The 19,471-nt window shown below is 59.0% G+C and carries 15 protein-coding genes; 11 read left to right on the top strand and 4 right to left on the bottom strand.

Features of this window, described 5'->3' with window-relative positions; genetic code table 11:
* Positions 1-687: 687 nt before the first annotated feature.
* From AC0L2M_RS01605 to cysQ, 11 genes are all read left to right on the top strand, one after another.
* Positions 688-2,928 carry an AGE family epimerase/isomerase gene (locus AC0L2M_RS01605; RefSeq protein ID WP_473533860.1) on the top strand — a complete coding sequence of 747 codons (2,241 nt, stop codon included), beginning with the start codon at positions 688-690 and terminating at the stop codon, positions 2,926-2,928.
* Positions 2,929-3,043: 115 nt separating this feature from the next.
* On the top strand, positions 3,044-3,205 hold the full coding sequence (locus AC0L2M_RS01600; protein WP_473533859.1) for a hypothetical protein: 162 nt from the start codon (positions 3,044-3,046) through the stop codon (positions 3,203-3,205).
* A 638-nt stretch (positions 3,206-3,843) separates the two neighbouring features.
* Positions 3,844-4,359, top strand: a complete 516-nt coding sequence (locus AC0L2M_RS01595; protein WP_473533858.1) for a hypothetical protein — start codon at positions 3,844-3,846, stop codon at positions 4,357-4,359.
* A 360-nt stretch (positions 4,360-4,719) separates the two neighbouring features.
* The gene (locus AC0L2M_RS01590) at positions 4,720-5,529 is read left to right on the top strand and encodes a tyrosine-protein phosphatase (RefSeq protein WP_473533857.1); all 810 of its coding nucleotides are present in this window, start codon (positions 4,720-4,722) and stop codon (positions 5,527-5,529) included.
* On the top strand, positions 5,529-6,320 hold the full coding sequence (locus AC0L2M_RS01585; RefSeq protein WP_473533856.1) for a polysaccharide biosynthesis/export family protein: 792 nt from the start codon (positions 5,529-5,531) through the stop codon (positions 6,318-6,320). The genes AC0L2M_RS01590 and AC0L2M_RS01585 overlap by 1 nt, the downstream gene beginning before the upstream one ends.
* Positions 6,321-6,372: 52 nt before the next feature.
* Positions 6,373-8,745, top strand: coding sequence for a GumC family protein (locus tag AC0L2M_RS01580; RefSeq protein WP_473533855.1), 2,373 nt, complete (start codon positions 6,373-6,375; stop codon positions 8,743-8,745).
* Positions 8,633-9,892 carry a tetratricopeptide repeat protein gene (locus AC0L2M_RS01575; protein ID WP_473533854.1) on the top strand — a complete coding sequence of 420 codons (1,260 nt, stop codon included), beginning with the start codon at positions 8,633-8,635 and terminating at the stop codon, positions 9,890-9,892. Before AC0L2M_RS01580 ends, AC0L2M_RS01575 begins: the two co-directional genes overlap by 113 nt.
* Complete coding sequence (locus AC0L2M_RS01570; RefSeq protein WP_473533853.1) at positions 9,889-11,202, top strand: O-antigen ligase family protein; 1,314 nt, start codon at positions 9,889-9,891, stop codon at positions 11,200-11,202. Before AC0L2M_RS01575 ends, AC0L2M_RS01570 begins: the two co-directional genes overlap by 4 nt.
* Positions 11,203-11,446: 244 nt before the next feature.
* Positions 11,447-12,352, top strand: coding sequence for a sulfate adenylyltransferase subunit CysD (cysD, locus tag AC0L2M_RS01565; RefSeq protein ID WP_473533852.1), 906 nt, complete (start codon positions 11,447-11,449; stop codon positions 12,350-12,352).
* 2 nt (positions 12,353-12,354) lie between these two features.
* The gene (cysN, locus tag AC0L2M_RS01560; protein WP_473533851.1) at positions 12,355-14,292 is read left to right on the top strand and encodes a sulfate adenylyltransferase subunit CysN; all 1,938 of its coding nucleotides are present in this window, start codon (positions 12,355-12,357) and stop codon (positions 14,290-14,292) included.
* A gap of 10 nt (positions 14,293-14,302) precedes the next feature.
* A complete protein-coding gene (gene cysQ, locus AC0L2M_RS01555) occupies positions 14,303-15,088 on the top strand; it encodes a 3'(2'),5'-bisphosphate nucleotidase CysQ (RefSeq protein WP_473533946.1) in 786 nt (261 codons plus the stop codon).
* Positions 15,089-15,262: 174 nt separating this feature from the next.
* Here cysQ and AC0L2M_RS01550 read toward each other — a convergent pair whose 3' ends face one another.
* The 4 genes from AC0L2M_RS01550 to AC0L2M_RS01535 all read right to left on the bottom strand — a co-directional run bounded on the left by AC0L2M_RS01550 (position 15,263) and on the right by AC0L2M_RS01535 (position 19,257).
* Complete coding sequence (locus AC0L2M_RS01550) at positions 15,263-16,405, bottom strand: DegT/DnrJ/EryC1/StrS family aminotransferase (protein ID WP_473533850.1); 1,143 nt, start codon at positions 16,403-16,405, stop codon at positions 15,263-15,265.
* Between the two features lie 255 nt (positions 16,406-16,660).
* The gene (locus AC0L2M_RS01545; protein ID WP_473533849.1) at positions 16,661-17,584 is read right to left on the bottom strand and encodes a carbohydrate kinase family protein; all 924 of its coding nucleotides are present in this window, start codon (positions 17,582-17,584) and stop codon (positions 16,661-16,663) included.
* A complete protein-coding gene (locus tag AC0L2M_RS01540) occupies positions 17,581-18,027 on the bottom strand; it encodes an RbsD/FucU family protein (protein ID WP_128167625.1) in 447 nt (148 codons plus the stop codon). Before AC0L2M_RS01540 ends, AC0L2M_RS01545 begins: the two co-directional genes overlap by 4 nt.
* Positions 18,028-18,030: 3 nt before the next feature.
* A complete protein-coding gene (locus AC0L2M_RS01535; protein WP_023802793.1) occupies positions 18,031-19,257 on the bottom strand; it encodes an ROK family transcriptional regulator in 1,227 nt (408 codons plus the stop codon).
* Between the last annotated feature and the right edge of the window lie 214 nt (positions 19,258-19,471).

Raw genomic sequence — 19,471 nt, 5'->3', positions numbered from 1 at the left:
GCTGGTTTATACGCCGGCAAGAGGGATCCTCGCGGCAGGCGCTCGGCGGAAACTCAATGCAGGTAAGGGATGCAAGAGCTTTTTGCGCGGACGAAATTCGCGCGGTTCGAATTCTCGTGATCTGAACTTGACGAGGCAACAGACGGTAGCGTAGCTGTTCGCTGGAATAACGTCCTGGCCGAAGTGTGATCGACGATGTGCCGCTTTGAGGCGATAGGCAGCGTATTACGTCTCACGAGCACCGGAACAACCTGCCTTGAATGACGGACGGGAAGCATGCAAGCCTGTGACGCAAAAGCGTTGTCGCGCTCGTCAAGCTGAGCATTGATGGCGGCTGTTGTGGCGTATCCGAGATATCGACGGGAGAGCGAGATCTGTGACCAAGGATGTGCCGCCTCACGCAGTTGTTGCCGGAAATCCACGGGGATTGATCCAGCACACGGTTCGTCTCGATGCCTGAAGCGGCTATGACTTGGGAAGACGCCGTCCGCTGGTGCAGGCGCCCGAATCGCTCTTCTTCGCACCCGATAGTGCAGAAGCGCTGGCGCAGCGACTCCTCGAAGCCGGGCAGCGTCCACGCTTGGCCCGCGACAGTGTCGCCGTGCTGCAAAGTCGGCAACAAATGCGCCGCCGAGACTACGCGGCCGCGCTCCTTGCTTTGTTTGAAAATGCCAGAGGTGTCACCCCATGACCGAGCGGATCGTCAGTTTTGTCATGAGCGGCGGCGTTGGCTCACGGCTGTGGCCGCTATCGCGCGAGGACAATCCCAAGCAGTTCCATGATTTTTCCGGCGATGGCTCGATGCTGGTCAAGACGTTGCGGCGGCTGACGGCGCGGCCGGATGGCGAAACGCCGGTCTTCCTGATTGCCTCGGAACGGCACGCCGACCGCGTCCACGCCGATCTCGCCGGGCTCGATCTTTCCGGCGGCGGCCCCTTGTTCGAGCCGACCGGCCGCAACACCGCCGCCGCTGTTGCCTTGGCGACCCTGCGCACCTTGTCCGAATATGGCGACAGCCTGGTGCTGGTGGTGCCGTCCGATCATGAAATCACGACCGCGCAGCAATTCTGGCAAAACGTGGAAAACGGCACCGCGGCGGCGCGTGCCGGCCGGCTGGTGGTGTTCGGCATCAAGCCTGGCCAGCCGGAGACCGGCTACGGCTATATCGAGATAGCCGGCGAGAAGGATGGTATCTGCGATGTCTCGCGTTTCGTCGAAAAACCGGACCTCGCGACGGCGCGGAATTACCTGGCGGCCGGCAACTTCTACTGGAACACCGGCATCTTCCTGTTTCGCGCCAGCGCCATGCGCGACGCCTTCACGGCTTTCGAGCCTGAGATCTGGAAGGCCACCGAGATTGCCTACCAGGCGGCGACATCGGATCTTTCCGGCCTCTATATGCCTCTGGAGCTCTACGCCGCGATTCCCTCGACGTCGATCGACTATGCCATCATGGAGCGCGCCAGCCACATTGCCATGGTGCCGGCCGGCTTCCGCTGGAACGATCTCGGCTCTTGGCAATCGCTGCTCGATGTCGGTCCGTCCGACAATGACGGCAATGTCATCGTCGGCGATGTCGTCGCCATCGACTGCGAGAACTCCTACATCCGCAGCGACAGTCGCCTGCTCTCTGCCATCGGCTTGAAGGGCGTTGCCATTGTCTCGACCGCCGATGCCACCTTCGTCGCCCCGGTCAGCCGCAGCCAGAACGTCAAGAAGATCGTCGAGCAGCTCGAAAAGAGCGGCCGGCTGGAAACCAGGTTCACGCCCTCCGACGACCGCGTGATCGAAAGCGGCGCCTGGCGGCGCCGTGTGCATCACTGGCTGTTTGAAGAGACGGTGCCGCTGTGGTCCACGGTCGGGGTCGACGAGCGCCATGGCGGTTTTCATGAGGCGCTCGGCTTTGACGCCACACCGCTGAAGAAGCCCAAGCGCATGCGCACCATGGCCAGGCAAGTCTACGCCTTCGCCGTCGCCAGGGCGCGCGGCTGGGACGGGCCTGCCGACCGGTTGATCGGCCACGGCCTCGAATTCATGGCCAGGAACGGCCGCACCGACAATGGCGGCTGGGTGCGCACGCTCAATGTCGACGGCACGGTCGCCGACGCGGCCGAGGATGCCTATGATCATTCCTGCGTGCTGCTGGCGCTGGCGCATGCCCATATGGTCGGCAATCCTGATGCATTGCGGCTTGCCGAAGAAACGTTTTCGTTTCTCGACGCACATCTCGAGGATCACCGCATGACCGGCTTTCTCGAAACGTCGAGCGGCGAGGGCGAACGGCGCTCCAACCCGCACATGCATCTGCTCGAGGCTTTCCTGGCCTGGCATCAGGCGACCGGCGAGCTCGCCTATCTTCGCCGCGCCGCGCGCATCGTCGATCTTTTTCGCAGCCATTTCTTCGATCCGGAAAGCTGGACGCTGGGCGAATATTTCGATGCCGAGTGGAGGCCGGCGGAGGGCGAGAAAGGCGCATGGACCGAACCCGGCCACCATTTCGAATGGGCCTCGCTGCTGGTCGACTTCGCAGAGCGCAGCGGCCAGAGTGACCTGACCGGCTTTGCCAGAAAGCTCTATGCCTCGGCCATTGCCAACGGCCTCAATCGCGCCACCGGCCTCGCTTATAGTGCCGTCTCGCGACAAGGCCTGCCGCTCGACCTTGTCTCGCGAAGTTGGCCGCAGGCCGAAGCGATCAAGGCGGCGATTGCACTGGACGGTTCGGGAGGACCTGACCTCAAGCCCGAGATCGAAGCGCGTGTCGGCCGCCTGTTCCGTTGGAACATCAATCCGGCACCGCTCGGCCTGTGGATAGACCGGATCGATGAACGTGGCCGCTCGCTGGCGACCGATGTGCCGGCAAGCATTTTCTATCATCTGGTTTGCGCGCTGACCCAATATCTCGACAGCACAGTCGGCGAAGCTCGATAGGGCAGTTGACGGAATTTCTTCGATTGAAATGGATGCCAGGCGACGGTGAGTCTTCCGCGCGTCGCCGCCAGAGGTGATAGAGACACGCGCTTGGCCGCAGCGGGAGTGAGGATTTTTGTCGTTCAAGAAACTAAGCTTGCTGGCACTCCTTGCCTTGGCGTTTGCGGTTGGCTTCTTTGTCATTATCGTAAAAAAAGAACGCCTGTTCGTCCGCCAAAGCCGCAAGCGGCACTTGGGGCGTTTGATGGCAAGCTTTTTCATTCCAGGCAGTCGATGATCTTCGCGTCGGCAACCGCAAAATTGTGCTACGCGGCGTGGCGTTTACCAAGCCTCAATCCCTGCGTGCCATCGTAACGGACGCGGGCGCCGGGACTACCAGGGGCTCGCCCTGACTTGCAAGCCGGTCGGCATGGGGACGCCTTGCGACGGCAATGTCGCCTCGAAGTTTGCCGATGCCATCGTTGTGCAATGCCTCACGTCCGATGGCGCGGATTTGGCCGCCAAACTTGCCGAGAATGGCATCTTGTGCGGACAGCCGGCTCAGGCAGGTTCGACCTACAAATCTTGCCTATAAGGGCTCATAGTTCACGCCGACTGCCTGTCATAAAACGAAAGATAGAATGTGCGATCACGCCCACGTTAAACAGAGTCGACCACAATCCCCTGTACCAAAGCATCGGCGCGATGGCCCTCAAACGCCACGAAATAAACTTGCCTTTCCGACAATTTCCACAGGGGCCGGCACGAAAATGGTAGATGCAAGCGAGTGTGTCCAATGAAACACATGAGAAACCAAAAATCATCTCGCATTTGCGAAGCAGGTTGGAATCAATGTTAAAAGCTGTTACGCGCTTGTTAATTACCTTGGTGCCCGGGTGGGGCCGAGGTGAGGCGGGACAAAAAGGATCGAAACGAATGAACCTCACTGTAAAAATTGCGTTGGCCGGATTTGTCGCCTCGATCGGCTTCGGCCCGGTTTCGTCTTTCGCTCAGGATGCGTCATGCACCTGTACGACACCCTATCAGGGAGCGGCGAACTCGATTGGTTCCATCGGGCACGCCAATGGTGACGTAATGGTTTCGCAACCCGCCGGCTATGGCCCGGCAAAAGCGGGAAATGCGCTGGATTTCGGCAGCCGCATAGTGGTCGGTGCCAAGGGGACGGCCTCTGTTAATGTCGGTGGCTGCAACCTGGATGTGCCTGCGAATTCAAGCCTCGACATTTCTCGTGTCGAGAACAATATCTGCCTGAAAGTTGTGGGTTCCGAGCAGACGGCTGCCGCCGTTAGTTCCGAGCATACGGGTCAGATTGGTGCGGGCGGAAACCAGTCCTGGGTCCCGGCCGGTATATTTTTGGGCATGGCTGGCACGGCTGGTATCCTTGCTGCAACGCAGGATGACGGCGACGGCGGCGGCGCCGTCAGCCCTTAAGGCGCCCAGTAGGCAATATAGCAGAGCCATGTGACTAGCTCTGCTATATTGTATGCCCGGTGCCTCTGTGTAGCCTTGGCGCGCCGGCTGGAGTCGGAATATTGATGGAATTCGTCAACCATACCGCTCTATCACCTGAGTCGAACCTGAATGCGCTCCGTCGTGGGCGGATTCGTCTCGCCGGGAGGCACTGTGACGGGTGGTGCGGCAGTGCTGGTAATTGGCTTGCACGCTGTCAGCGAATAGCTTGAATCCTACCGTATTGCACGACTTTGACAAATGCGTCATTCGCTCTGGTGCGGGTGGCGCATTTGCCTTTTGTTTGGGAGAAGTCGTCAGTTTGCTTCAGCGCGGCCGCCTATGATCGATCTGCATTCCCACATCTTGCCCGGTCTTGACGATGGCTCGCCCAGTCTTGCTGAATCGCTGGAAATGGCGCGATTGGCGGTGGCCGACGGAACGACGCATATGGCGTGCACGCCGCATATCGTGCCAGGCGTGTACGAAAACGGATCGGCAAATATTGGCCGCGCGGTTCAAGAGTTGGAACAGGCGCTACGCGGTGCCGCAATACCGCTTGCTCTTTACGTTGGCGCCGACGTGCATATAGCACCGGATCTGCCGGAGCAATTGGCGCTGGGCAGCGTGCCGACCTTGAACAGATCGCGCTATTTTCTATTTGAGCCACCGCATCACGTCTTGCCGCCCAGGCTGGAAGATTTCGCTCTGCGCCTCATAAACGCCGGGTTCGTTCCGATTCTTACCCATCCTGAGCGGCTGACATGGATCAAGACAAATTACGACATTGTTGAGAAATTGAATGCAGTGGGTTGCCTAATTCAACTTACCGCAGACTCGATTGTTGGTGCTTTTGGACGCACGGCGCTTTACTATTCGGAAAAGCTGATTGACGAAGGTAGGGTAGATATTATCGCTTCGGACGCCCATGGCGCCACCCGCCGGCGCCCTGGGCTTTCGCAGGCGGTTGCCTTTGCCGCGAAGCGATGTGGGGAAGAAGAGGCCCGCAATATGGTGTTGAAACGCCCAGGCGAAATATTGGCGAACCAGCCCCTCGAGCCGGTCGGAAAGGCACGCTCGAAAAAGCCAAGCCCCGGCAACGTCGGTCGCTTTGCAGGATTGGGTCGCCTGTTGAAGGGTGGGGCAGCGTAATGGGTGTGTTTCATTTCGCAAAAAATTATACGGGCGCGATATGTGCCTTGCTCGCTTCGCTCTCGATGTCTGCCTGCACGAGCACCTCGTCAACGACATCGTCGTCTTCGCCGACATCGGTTGATGCGCTGCAACTGACGTCATCGTCGGCGCCGCTCTCCAGCGGCGGCGCCCTGCAGGTCGTAAAGGAACTGCCTGCGCCGCAAAACAGCCAGAACGGCAACGAGCAGCCCTTGTCGCCCAATGATGTGCTGGAGGTGAATGTGTTCCAGGTCGACAATTTGAACAGAACCGTTCAAGTCGACGCCGGCGGACAAATTTCGCTTCCACTTATCGGAACCGTCACCGCGGCAGGGAAGACCGTCCGTCAACTGGAGCAGGAAATCGAAACGGCCTACGGCGCCAACTATCTCCAGTCGCCCGATGTGTCGGTGTACATTAAGGAATCGATCGGACAGCGCATTACCGTCGACGGCGAAGTCACCAGGGCCGGTATTTTTCCGGTGTCGAGCAATTCTTCTCTTATCGATGCGATCGCCCTTGCTGGAGGGTTCAACCCCGTTGGCGATGCGAAAAAGGTCTTTATCTATCGCAATATCGGACAAAATACTCTGGTCGCAAATTACAATGTGGAGCAGATCCGCGCCGGCAAGAGCCGCAACCCACGCATCTATGGTGGCGACAAGATTGTCGTCTTCGCCTCGAAATCGAAAATTGCCATGAACAACCTCAAGGACGCCCTCGGCGTCGCCTCCAATGCAGCCCGAATTGCGGTGATCCCGGGTATATAGTCATTGCCCGTCAGAATTCAGGACGCAGACAACCGTAGGATTGCTTCGCACCATGCTCGATCGCAATAGACAGCATCAAATTGCTGGCCCCGGACATGGCCAGGCCTTGTCTGCCGACCTGTATTATGACGGTGCGCAAAACTATAGCCCCTATGGTCGGGATCACTCTGAGCAGGACGAGCGCTTCAATCCACTCAAACTGTTTTTCTACGTCGTCCAGTATCGGTGGCTGATCGTCATGATGGCGGCAGCCGGACTGGTTGCCGGTGTCGTCATTACCATGATGCAGACGCCAAAATATCAGGCGACAACGCAATTGGAAGTGCTGGTTCCTTCGGCCAAGGTCTTCCAGGACATTGAAGTGGTTTCTGAAACCAGCGACCTGCGGGCATTTCAAACCGCTCGGGAAAAGTTGAAAAGCCGGGCTTTGGCGCAGCGCGTGGTGTTCCAACTGGGGCTTAGCGAAAAGCCGGATTTCTTGTTTCCGACCCCGAACTTCTCGCCTAGCAATATTCTCTATCGTGCGTTCGGAATTTCCAAATCGCCTTCCATAGAGGAGAAAACCCCAGAGGAGCGTGAGGAAATCGCGATCAAACGTATTCTGGATGATCTAACGGTCACGCTGGTTATCAATACAAGCCTGCTGTCGATTACATTCGCCGACCAGAATCCGAAATACGCAAGTGATATAGCCAATCAGGTCGCGCAGAGTTTTATCGACCAGCGCCTCGATCAGACCAGCGAGACGTCGGACCTGGCACGGCAATTCATCCAGGAACAGGTTTTGCAGGTAAAGCAAAAGCTGCAGAAGTCCGAAGAGGAACTCGTCGCCTATGCAAAGGATGCGGGCATCACGATAACCGGCGACGACAAGTCGCTTATAGGCTTGAACATCGAGGCTCTCAACACCGCGCTCGCGACAGCAATCCAGGAACGTCTCGATGCTGGACGGATGGTAGACCAGATAGACAAGGGACGCGGGGCAAGCCTCGGCCCAGTCCTGGAGAGCGAAGGTCTGCAGAGGCTCAGCGAGAAATTGGCAGATTTGACTAGTCAATACCAGCAGAAGCTGGGCATATTGAAGCCTGGCTTTCCAGAGATGCAGCAGCTTCAGGCGCAGATCAAGGAACTGCAACGACTTTATGATGGCGGAGTTTTGACGATAACCGATTCACTGCGTCAGAAATACCAGGAGGCCCAGAACAAAGAGGCCGACCTTAAGTCAAAACTAGCGGAAATGGAAAATCAACAGGTTGTCTTCAATGATAAAAATATTAAATACACTATCCTAAAGCGAGAAGTCGATTCGAATAGGTCGCAGTATGAAAATCTTATCGCCAAGCTGAATGAAGTTGGCGTGAGCTCGGAACTCAAGACACAAAGCGCTGCAGTTGTTGATTTCGCGGCGCTGCCCGATCGCCCATACTCTCCTCGCTTGGCCATCAATCTCGTGATCGCGCTGGCTCTTTTCATGGCTCTGGGCGCGTCAATTATCTATGTCATTGAGTTGTTGAACAACACGTTCACCAATCCTGAACAGATCGAAAAGGAGCTGGGATTGGCGATGCTCGGCATCCTGCCGCATGTTGATGACCGGGAATTGATTGCCAGCATCGCCGATCCAAAATCAGGACTGTCCGAGGCCTACCGTTCGCTTCGAACATCGCTTCAGTTTTCCGGGGCCGAAGGCGCGCCGCGGTCGCTGCTGGTCACGAGTTCGGAACCCTCCGAGGGCAAGTCGACCACCTCGTTCAAGCTCGGACAGGATTTTGCCGCGCTCGGCGCCAGGGTTCTCATTGTCGACGGCGATCTTCGAAAGCCCAACCTTCACCGGCTGTTTGGACTCGATAACACAATCGGCCTGAGCAATCTGTTGACGAACACCGTCCGCAAGGAGGATCTGGCAAGCATTTTCAGGGCGACGAAATATCCTAATGTGACCGTCCTGACTTCTGGAACGATCCCGCCGAACCCCGCGGACCTGCTCTCTTCGCCAAAGATGGCGCTGATCATCACCAATCTCGGCAAGCGCTTCGATCTTGTCATAATCGATGCCCCGCCGGTCGTCGGCCTTTCAGATGCGCCCATCCTCAGCCGGCTTGCCGAGGGCACATTGATGGTCATTTCTACCAATCAGGTCACGCGCAAGTCGGCGAAGACAGCATTGAAGCGCCTGCGAGCTGCCGGCGCGAACGTGGTCGGAGCCGCGATGTCGAAATTTGCAGTGAACAAGTTCGATTACAACTACGGCTACAAATACATGAACTACCAGTATTACGACTACGGCACCCCGAAACTTGAGGGCAAAGTCGATGACGGAGCAGACCAGCCCGCTTATGCAAAATTTCCGGCGTTCAGGCGTTTGGTTCGCCGCATTCGCTCTAGCGTTGGCGGCTTCGTCGATCGGGCTAAGTCGGTTTCTTGAAACCGAAACGCCAACCGTTTCCCTCGCGCTGGATCCGTTGAACGTCAATGCCGTGATAGGTGAGATTACCCACGACCTGAACGATACAAGCAATGCGCCCGATCTCGACGCATTGCTTGCCAAGGCCGAAAGCGCGCTGCGTTTTAACCTTGCGGACGCGCGTCTCTACAGCCTGATCGGCGAGATCAAGTACCGAAAGGGTGAAGAAGACCAGGCCTATGAGTTTTTCGACCAAGCCCGAAAATTATCCAAGACCGAAATCCTCGCGCTCCAGAGGTCGATAGGCCGCTCCATCGGAATGGGCGATCTTTCAGGGGCTGTCCGCGACATCGATATTTTGCTGCGGCGATGGCCAGATCAATTTCCTGATATCGCCGAGGGGCTGCCGACAATCCTCTCGAACCCCGATGGATACCAGGCTGTGCTGGCAGCCTTCAGGGCCGCGGCGCCCTGGAGGTCCAATCTGTTGGTCACGCTGGGGAAAACCCCCGACGGGCTCGATTTCGCAAATCGGTTGCTGCTCGATTTGACTGGGTCAAGTGCGCCACCAAACTCGAGCGAGGTGTCCTATCTGATCCACAGCTATTTTGGTCAGAAAAAATATGAACAAGCGTATCGGTTGTTTCTTTTCAGTCTGTCCGATCAAGAACGGAAATTGGGCGGATACATTTTCAACAGCACATTTGAGCCTGTGTCCGGCGGCAAGCCTTTCGATTGGCAGGTCGGCGATCAGTCGGGTCTCGAAGTTACGCTTGCAACGGCTGAAAATGCGGTTGAAGGTGAGGGGGGGGCGACGGTCCGCTTCCTGAATACACCGGTCAAGAACGCAGCCCTTCAGCAGTATATCCAACTGCCTCCGGGCTCCTACAAGGTTTCTATGGCTGCGTCCGCAAGAAACCTGAAGCTTCCAAAGGAGTTGTTCTGGTCGATCAGGTGCGTGGGGCCTGCTGGCGAAATAGCGCGGTTCAATATACCGGAGGGTACATATAATCGTCAGGCGCTCAGTCAGGAGTTTTCGGTTGGACCGACTGGGTGCCCCATGCAATTATTGAAGCTGGAAACTGCCGCCATTGCCGAGAGCTGGCGCTTTCGCTACGTCGGCACATTGGTAATGCACAAATTGAGCATCGAGAGACTTTCATCTTGAGCGACCGGCCATCGGAATGGGATAAGTATCTCCTCGGATCGGTTCTGTTTATAGCGCTGCTGATCGGTGGTGGCACTACGAGCGGCCTTTACACGGACACGCTGATCGAGGTCGCGGCAATTTTATCGGCGGCGGCGGTCTTTTCACAGGCCTCTGGCCAAAGACTCCCCCATTCTGTTCTGTGGCTGCTTATCTTCGCTGTGGCGCTGGCAGTTGTGCAGATCATTCCGTTGCCTGCGGCGATGTTCAGTGGATTGCGACCGGAACTGCTGCTCGCAGATTCCGGGCTGGTTGGGGAATCCCAATTTCGTTTCGTCAGTGTCGGCGTTGGACGGACGATCGAATGTCTGTTGTATCTGGTGGCGTTGGCGGCGTTTTTTTTGAGCGTTTTGCGTTTGCGTGCTGAGCAAGTCCCTGCACTTCTGCCGTTCTTTTTTATGGGTGTTATCTGTAACGGCTTGGCAGGCGCGATTCAATATTCGCTCTCGGACGACATTGCCATAAAGGGATTGTTGCCTTTCACGATCAATGCCGGGCTTTTTGCCAACGAGAATCATTTTGCGGCGTTACTTTTTGTGTCTATCCCCTTCGTCGCTTATTACGGTCTGTTCCGCGGGCATCTCGTGTCCGGATCGCTCGGGCTGGCCACGCTTTTGCTGCTCCTTTTGGCCGTCGGTTCGCGTGCCGGTGTTCTGATCGGATTAGCGATCACCGTGCTATCCATAGTCTTTCTTTCAACGCGTTCCAGAGCGAGTGGGATTGGCATCCTTGCAGTTTTCATAGGACTTTCAGTGTTTACCATAGGCGCATGGACGAAGATCGAGGCCGACGCGATTGACCCGGATTTCGGGCGAGGAGAGATTGCTCGCACCACCATTGAGGGGATCAAAGAGAATTGGGCAACCGGCGTCGGGTTTGGAAATTTTCAAAAGGCCTACCAGATATATGAAAAGGAAGGGATGATTTTCAGGCAATATGTAAATCATGCTCACAACGAGTATCTTGAAATCGCTTTCGAAGGCGGAGTTCTTGCTGTTCTATTGATGACGCTTTATTTCGTGATTCTTTTTATGGCGCTTGCTAGAGTTCGTCGCGATCCCCTTCAAAAGGCGGCGTTTCTCTCCGTGTTTTTTCTTCTCATTCATTCACTGGTCGATTATCCGTTGCGGACCGAGGCGCTTGCAATGACGTTTGCCTTCATGAACGCCATTATCTTCCACAAAGGATTTGCAGCCCGCCAGAAGAGTGAATTGATCGAGATCGACCACAACGGTGAAAAATTACTTGTTCCCATCGGAACGCCGTCCTAGCGCCTCCTGGCGACGGCCCTGCGATCTGGGCAGGAATTTCCGGGTTCTGGTCCCTGCGTGGAAAATTCTTTCTCGAACCATTCCAGCGCAGGCCTGTCTTGCATTGTTATAGATAATGGCGATCTGCTAGAACGCCTGCACGAAAAGAACATCGTCCAGAGGTGAAGCTTGGACGGGCCGCTGAATAATTGCGCCCGATGCATCGATGCAAGATCCGGGCGGCACGAGAGAACGCTTAAAGTCCATGAACATCGCGCTTACGCATCTGCAGCGGCTTGAAGCCGAATCCATCCATATCTTTCGCGAGGTTGCGGCGACCTTCGACAAGCCGGTCATGCTCTATTCGGTCGGCAAGGATTCCTCCGTGCTGATGCATCTTGCGATGAAGGCGTTTTATCCGGCCAAGCCGCCCTTTCCCTTTCTCCACATCGACACAACCTGGAAATTCCGCGAGATGATCGCCTTTCGCGATCAGATGGCGCAAAAACTCGGCTTCGATCTCCTGGTCCATGTCAACGGCGATGGTGTGCGCGACAATATCAATCCCTTCGACCATGGCTCGAACACCCATACGCATGTGATGAAGACCGTGGCGCTGCGCCAGGCGCTCGACAAATACGGCTTCGATGCAGCCTTCGGTGGGGCGCGGCGCGACGAGGAGAAATCGCGCGCCAAGGAGCGGATCTTCTCTTTCCGCAATGCCCAACACGTCTGGGATCCGAAGAACCAGCGGCCGGAGATGTGGAAGATATTCAACACCCGCATCGCGACCGGTGAATCGATCCGGGTGTTTCCGTTGTCGAACTGGACCGAACTCGATATCTGGCAGTATATTCTCCAGGAAGACATCCCGATCGTGCCGCTCTACTTCGCCAAGGAGCGACCGGTCGTCGAACGCGACGGCATGCTCATTCTGAAGGATGACGACCGTATGGAACTGCGTCCCGGCGAGACGGTTGAGAACCGGCTGGTGCGGTTCCGCACGCTCGGCTGCTATCCGCTGACCGGCGCGATCGAATCGGACGCCGACACGCTGGAGGCCATTGTCGGCGAAATGCTCACGGCGCGCACCTCCGAACGGCAGGGCCGCCTGATCGACCGTGATGAAGCCGGCTCGATGGAAAAAAAGAAGCGCGAGGGGTATTTCTGAGCATGCGCCACATGACGGCCGAGAGCCTCGCCCCCACCGACGGCATTCGCGATTATCTGGCGGTGCAGGAACAAAAATCGCTGCTGCGCTTCCTGACCTGCGGTTCGGTGGACGACGGCAAGTCGACGCTGATCGGGCGCCTGCTTTCGGACACCAAGCAGATTTTCGAAGACCAGCTTGCTGCGCTCGAGCGTGATTCGCGCAAGCATGGGACCACGGGCGACGACGTCGATTTCGCTCTGCTGGTCGATGGCCTCGAGGCCGAGCGCGAGCAGGGCATCACCATCGATGTCGCCTATCGCTTTTTCGCCACGCCAAAACGTAAATTCATCGTTGCCGATACGCCTGGCCACGAACAATACACGCGCAACATGGCGACGGGCGCGTCGACCGCCGATCTGGCCATCGTTCTGATCGACGCCCGGCAAGGCGTGCTGCGCCAGACAAGGCGCCACTCGATCATCGCCTCGCTGCTCGGCATCCGGCACATTGTGCTCGCCGTCAACAAGATCGACCTCGTCGGCTTCGACAAGACGGTGTTCGAACGAATCATCGAGGACTATCGGCAATTTTCGCACAAGCTTGGCTTCGAGACGATCGTGCCCATCCCGATGTCTGCCCGTTACGGCGACAACGTCACCAGCCGCTCGGATAAGACGACGTGGTATTCCGGCCCGACGCTGATCGAACATCTGGAAGCCGTGTCAGTCGATGAAGCCGTTGTCGAACTGCCGTTCCGTTTTCCGGTGCAGTATGTGAACCGCCCCAATCTCGATTTTCGCGGTTTTGCCGGCACGATTGCGTCCGGCTCCGTCTCACCAGGCGACGAGGTCGTTGTCGCCAAATCCGGCAAGTCCGCTCATGTCAGGCGCATCGTCTCGCATGGCGGCGATCTGAGCCAGGCGGTCGCCGGCCAGGCCATCACCCTTGTTCTCGACGACGAGGTCGAGGTCTCGCGCGGCAACATGCTGGTGTCGCCGGCGGCGCGGCCGCAGGTCGCCGACCAGTTCGCCGCCAACATCGTCTGGTTCGACGAGCACGCGCTGCTGCCGGGCCGCTCCTATATCCTGCGGACCGAGACCGATCAGACCAGCGCTACCGTCACCGACCTGAAATACCGCGTCAACGTCAACGATTTTGCCCATGAGGCGGCCAAGTCGCTCGAAATGAACGAGGTCGGCATTTGCAACATCTCGACGCGGGCGCCGATCGCCTTCGATACGTTCGCCGAGAACCGCACGACCGGCGCCTTCATCCTGATCGACCGCATCACCAACGCCACGGTCGGCGCCGGCATGATCCTGCATTCGCTGCGCCGCGCCGAGAACATCCACTGGCAATCGCTCGATGTCGGCAAGCACGGCCGCGCCGATCTGAAGAACCAGCGGCCCGCCGTGTTCTGGTTCACCGGGCTCTCTGGGTCGGGCAAGTCGACCATCGCCAACCTTTTCGAGAAGAAGCTGTTCGCCACCGGCCGCCACACCTACATCCTGGATGGCGACAATGTCCGCCACGGGCTCAATCGTGATCTTGGCTTCACCGACGCCGACCGCGTCGAAAACATTCGCCGCGTGGCCGAAGTGGCGCGCCTGATGGCCGATGCCGGGCTGATCGTCATTGTTTCCTTCATTTCGCCATTCAGCGCCGAAAGGCGCATGGCCAGGGAATTGATGGCCAGCGGTGAATTCGTCGAGGTGTTTGTCGACACACCCTTTGAGGAATGCGCCAGACGCGATCCGAAGGGCCTCTATGCGCGGGCGTTGAACGGCGAAATCAAGAATTTCACCGGCGTCGATTCACCGTATGAAGCCCCGGAAAATCCCGAAATCCATCTCAAGACACTCGGCAAGTCGGCCGAGGAGATGGTAGAGGCCCTGGAACTCTGGCTGAACGAGCGCGACATTGCCGAAAACCAATACGATAGCGGCGGCGGCATCTGACGACGAATCGATGCTCGGGGTGTTCGAGCGCCTTGCCCTGGCGGCGGGGCGAGAGGTGATGCGTGTTTTTGATGCCGGCTGCGCGGTCGACCAGAAATCAGACGCCTCGCCGGTGACCGAAGCCGATCGCGAGAGCGAAAAGATCATTCTCGCCGGGCTGCGCGCCGCCTTACCCGACATCCCTTGCGTGGCTGAGGAAGAGGCATCGGCCGGCATCGTGCCGCCGGACCTCGACGACGCCTTCTTCCTGGTGGACCCACTGGACGGCACCAAGGAATTCGTCCACCGCAGGACCGACTTCACCGTCAACATCGCGCTCGTTCGCCACGGCGTGCCGGAGATCGGTGTGGTCTTTGCGCCATGCACCGGACGCTTCTTTTCCGGCCGGCCGGGCAGGGCGGAAGCAATCGATGTCAATGGCGATTACCAGATCATCGGCCGTCGGCCGATTTCGGCCAGAACGGGCGTGGCGCCACTGACCGTCGTCGCCAGCCGGTCCCACAATACGCCGGAGACCGAAGCCTATATCCGCACGGTGGGCGCTGCCGAGATCGTCTCGGTCGGCTCGTCGCTGAAATTCTGTCTTGTCGCCAGCGCCGAGGCCGACGTCTATCCGCGCTTCGGCCGCACCATGGAATGGGACACCGCGGCGGGTGACGCGGTGCTGCGCGCCGCAGGCGGGATGACGCGCTCGCTCGATGGTCAGCCGCTGGCCTACGGCAAGCGCAACCAGAGCGATGACGTGGACTTCGCCAATCCGCATTTCATCGCCAGCGGCAAGGCTGCGGGCCAGTAATCTCCCCCGTTGAGGGGGAGATGCCAAGTTTTGGCAAAGAGGGCAGGCCAGAGGGGGTCGCCACGCGTGAAGCGCCGACTTCCCTCTTTCGTTTCCATGTGCGTCGCACCTGCTGAGGCTACCCCCTCTGTCGCCTTCGGCGACATCTCCCCCTCTAGGGGGGAGATCGCGCGCCTACGCGGCGGCGATTTGCGCCGAATTCGAGCCGATATAGTTCCGAATGGTCTCGATGATCCGGTCCTGGTCGGCCTCGCTCAGATAGGGATGCATGGGCAGGCACAGGATACGCTTCGGCAGCTCCTCAGAAACGGCAAGACCTGTCGGCGTGCGCGGATAGTCGCGGTAGGCGACCTGGCTGTGCAGCGGCTTCACATAATAGATCACCGACGGGATGCCTTTTTCCCCGAGATGCGCCTTCAGCCCGTCGCGCTTCGGCGTCTCGATGGCATATTGCGCCCAGGCCGAACGGCCGCCGTCCAGATTGCGCGCCGCCTTGACGATATCGCCGAGGCCTTCGGCATACCGATTGGCGACCGCTTGCCGGGCAACCATCTCGTCTTCGAGAATGGCCAGCTTCTCGATCAGGATCGCCGCCTGCAGAGTGTCGAGCCGCGAATTGATGCCGACGCGGACATTGTCGTATTGGGTTTCGCCCTTGCCGTGGAAGGCGAACGAGCGGAGCTGTTCGGCCAGCGCATCCTCATTGGTGAACATCGCGCCGCCGTCGCCATAGCAGCCGAGCGGTTTTGCCGGGTAGAAGCTGGTCGAGCCGACCGCGCCGAACGAACCCAGCATCTTGCCGTCGCTCGAGCCGCCGATCGCCTGGGCGGCATCTTCGATCACCATCAGCCCTTCGCGGTTGGCGATGGCCATGATCGCCTCGTAATCGGCGGCGAGCCCGAACAGGTCGACGGGTATGATCGCCCTTGGCTTCAGCCGGCCTTCCGCCTTGATCATGACAATGGCCGCCTCGAGACTGGCGATGTCGATATTGTAGGTCTGCGGATCGACATCGACAAAAACCGGCTCGGCCTTGGCCAGCGCCACCACTTCCGCTGTGGCGGCGAAGGTGAAGCTCGGCACGAACACCGCGTCACCTGGACCGATGCCGGCCGCAAACAGCGGCAGCAGCAGTGCGTCAGTGCCGTTGGCGCAGGCGACGACATGCTTGGTGCCGACATAGGCGGCGAGCTTATTTTCGAATTCGGTTACCTCAGGTCCGAGAATATAGCGCCCCTCGTCGACGACGCGGTCGATGGCGGCTTTCAGCCTGTCGCGGATTCGTTCGCGCTGCGCGCCAAGATCGATGAACTGCATGTCGGCCTCAAAACGGGACTAGCCAGGTAACCGGCCGCTGGTATCAGAGTTGGCGCGGCCGAGAAAGCTGCACGGACCAATCGACGAATTGCTGAAATGTCGCAGCCTGTTACCTCTCAGTCCGACAGGTTCCCATCAGACGCCGGAAATCCGGGGCTTTGTTGCGCACGACACGGCCTTGGTGTCGCATGCGCTCGGCTGGGCGAAACATAAAGTGATGATGTTTTAGCGCATCTTCAGCGCATCGCCGTCCAATCAGGCGATTTCATGCCGCCAGGGCGGATTGGCGCCGGCGCGCGACACGGTTACCGCCGCAGCCTTGGCGCCAAGCGCCAGCGCCTGGTGGATGGCGTCTTCCGACAGATTGGCGATCGCCTCCTTTGACAGCAGGCCTTGCTCGTGCAGCGAGGCCAGGATGCCGGCGTTGAACGTGTCGCCGGCCCCGACCGTATCGACCACCTCGACCTTGTCCGGCACGGCCGTTACCTTGTGATCGCTGGTGTAGCCGACGGCGCCTTCGCTGCCATGGGTGACGACGATCAGCGTCGGACCGCGACCCAGCCAGTTGCGGACGACGTCCTCATGCGAGCCGGCTTCGCCGAACCAGTTGAGGTCCTCGTCCGACAGTTTTACGATGTCGGCCATGGCCATCATCGAGCGGATGCGCCTGAGATGCCTGGCCTTGTCCGGGATGAAGTTTGGCCGAATGTTGGGGTCGAGCATCATGACGCGGCGGCTGTGCTCGCGCCGCATGAATTCCTCGTAGGCGGATCCGGCCGGCTCCGAGATCAGGCTGATGGCGCCGAACAGCATGGCTTCGATCTCGCTGCCGAGTTTCGGCAGATCGTCGATGGTCAGCATCCGTCCGGCTGTGTTCTCATCGTAGAACGTGTAGGTCGCCTGGCCGTTGTCGAGCCGCACGAAGGCGAGCGTGGTCGGCCGGGGCGATGTGTGCGCATAGGTGGAACTGACTTGGCTTGCCCTCAGCGCGTCCTTGAACTGGCTGCCGAACAGATCCGTCGACAGGCCGGAAAAGAAACCGGCGGGCGCTCCCAGCCGGCCGAGCGCTATTGCCGTGTTGAACACCGCGCCGCCGACATAAGGGGCAAAGGCCGGCTCGCCCTCAGTCGTGGTGCGTGGCAGCATGTCGATCAGGGCTTCGCCGCAACAGAGGATCATGATTTCCTGGTCTCCGGCGGATAGATCACACCCTTGCGGATGATGATGTTGGCGTAGAGCCGCGGCTCGCTTGTCGCGACGATCGCGTGTGCGGACCTGACCCGTTGATAGAAGTCGGCGCCGGCAAGCGCAACCACCTTGCGGCCCGGAGCACGCTCGGCGCAGATCGCCTCCATCTCATGATGAACGGGATCGGAAAGCAGGGGATCACCTTTGACCGAGGCGCGAAACAGCGCCTCCGGCACCGCGTCATCGACAGGCAATACGCTGAGGATGGCGTCGAGCATCGGAGCAAGATGATGACCGTCGGCGCGGATGAGCCGGTGTGCCTGCTCTTTCGCCGGGTAGTTTCCGTCGACAAGGGCGATCTCGTCGCCATGACCCATGGCACGCAGCGTCGCCAGCAGCTGTGGACCGAGCAGCACCGGGATTCCGATCAGCATCGCTCAGGCACTCCTGGAAATCGTGGTCGAGCCGATGAGGAAGCGCTCGGAAAGCGGCAGGCTGGCACCGCCCAGGGCACGTGCATGAATGCCGACAGTCCCCTCGCGCACGGCCGGAAGCTTCAGGCCTTCACCGTCGATCTTGCCGATAGCATCGATAACGGCATCGACGAGCCGGCGCCGCACGGCCTTCGGCATCCATCCGTCGATCACCGCCGCCTCGAAATCGATAACCGATGACGCCGCCACAATGGCATAGGCGAGCGCCTGCGAGGCGCAGGCGATCCAATCGTCGAGCTCGACGCCGATTTCGCCCCAATCCTCCGGTGACGTCCACAGATGTGAGGCTTCGACGCCGCGCGCGTTGAGTGCCTTTTCCAGCATGGCGATCGACGCCACGCCGATCAATTGGGTCGGCTTGCCGTCCGGTCCAGGCACCGGCATCGAACCCAGCGCGCCGGCATTGCCGGTTGGTCCGCCGAAAAGGTGACCGTTCAGCACGATGCCGCCGCCGGCGAAGGCACCGATATAGAAATAGACGAAGTCGCGTGCCGTGCCCGCTTTGCCGAACACCAGTTCGGCGCCGCAGGCAGAGGTGGCGTCATTTTGCAGGTAGACGGGGAATTCGCACTGTGCCTGGATGTCGGCGCGGATGTCTCGGTGGCGCCATTCGTCCATGACGTCGCGCGGCGCACCTGCCGTATCGGCCCAGCTCCACAATTCGAACGGCATGGCAATGCCAAGTCCGGCAATGCGCTTGTCCTGCGCCGGGGTGAGTTCGCCGCGCATCGTCTTCATGCCGGAGGTGACGAACTCGACCGTCTCGCGCGGTGCCGGATAGCGGTAGGAATGCTGCAGCATCGAACGCACATTGCCGAGAAAATCGATCAGAACGAGTTCGGCGCTACGACGGCCGATCTTCAGGCCGATGAAATAGGCGCCATCGGGATTGAGCGCCATCGGAATGGAAGGTTGGCCGATCTTGCCGCGCAGCGGCGCCTGGCGGACAAGAAGGTTGTCCTCCTCGAGCTCGCGCATGATGACCGAAACGGTCTGGGCCGAAAGTCCGGTCATGCGCGCAATGTCGGACTTCGCCAGGCTGCCGTGCTGACGCACCAGCGACAGCACCAGCCGCTCATTGTGGTCCCGCATGCCGCTCTGGTTGGTGCCGCGGTGAATGCGGCTTTTAGCTGCCTCGGGCGAACCGTGCCTTGGTATGCCGGTCTCCACCCCTTCTCCTCCCGTCGTTTCCCTTAATGCTTTTGGCCAGAATGAGCGACCGACGCCACGCTGTCAATAATAAATAAGAGTGATTTAATTATTGACAGGACCTTCAGTCTGGTATTCTCTTGGGCAAGCGTCCACGCTGGGAGAAGTCGCTGGATGCTCATGCGATGCCGGTTGGCCGGCATCCGAACTGGTCCCACTGGGAGGAAAATCGTGA

The sequence above is a fragment of the Mesorhizobium sp. WSM4806 genome (genome assembly GCF_055811635.1).
This window is presented reverse-complemented; position numbering and strand designations above follow the sequence as displayed.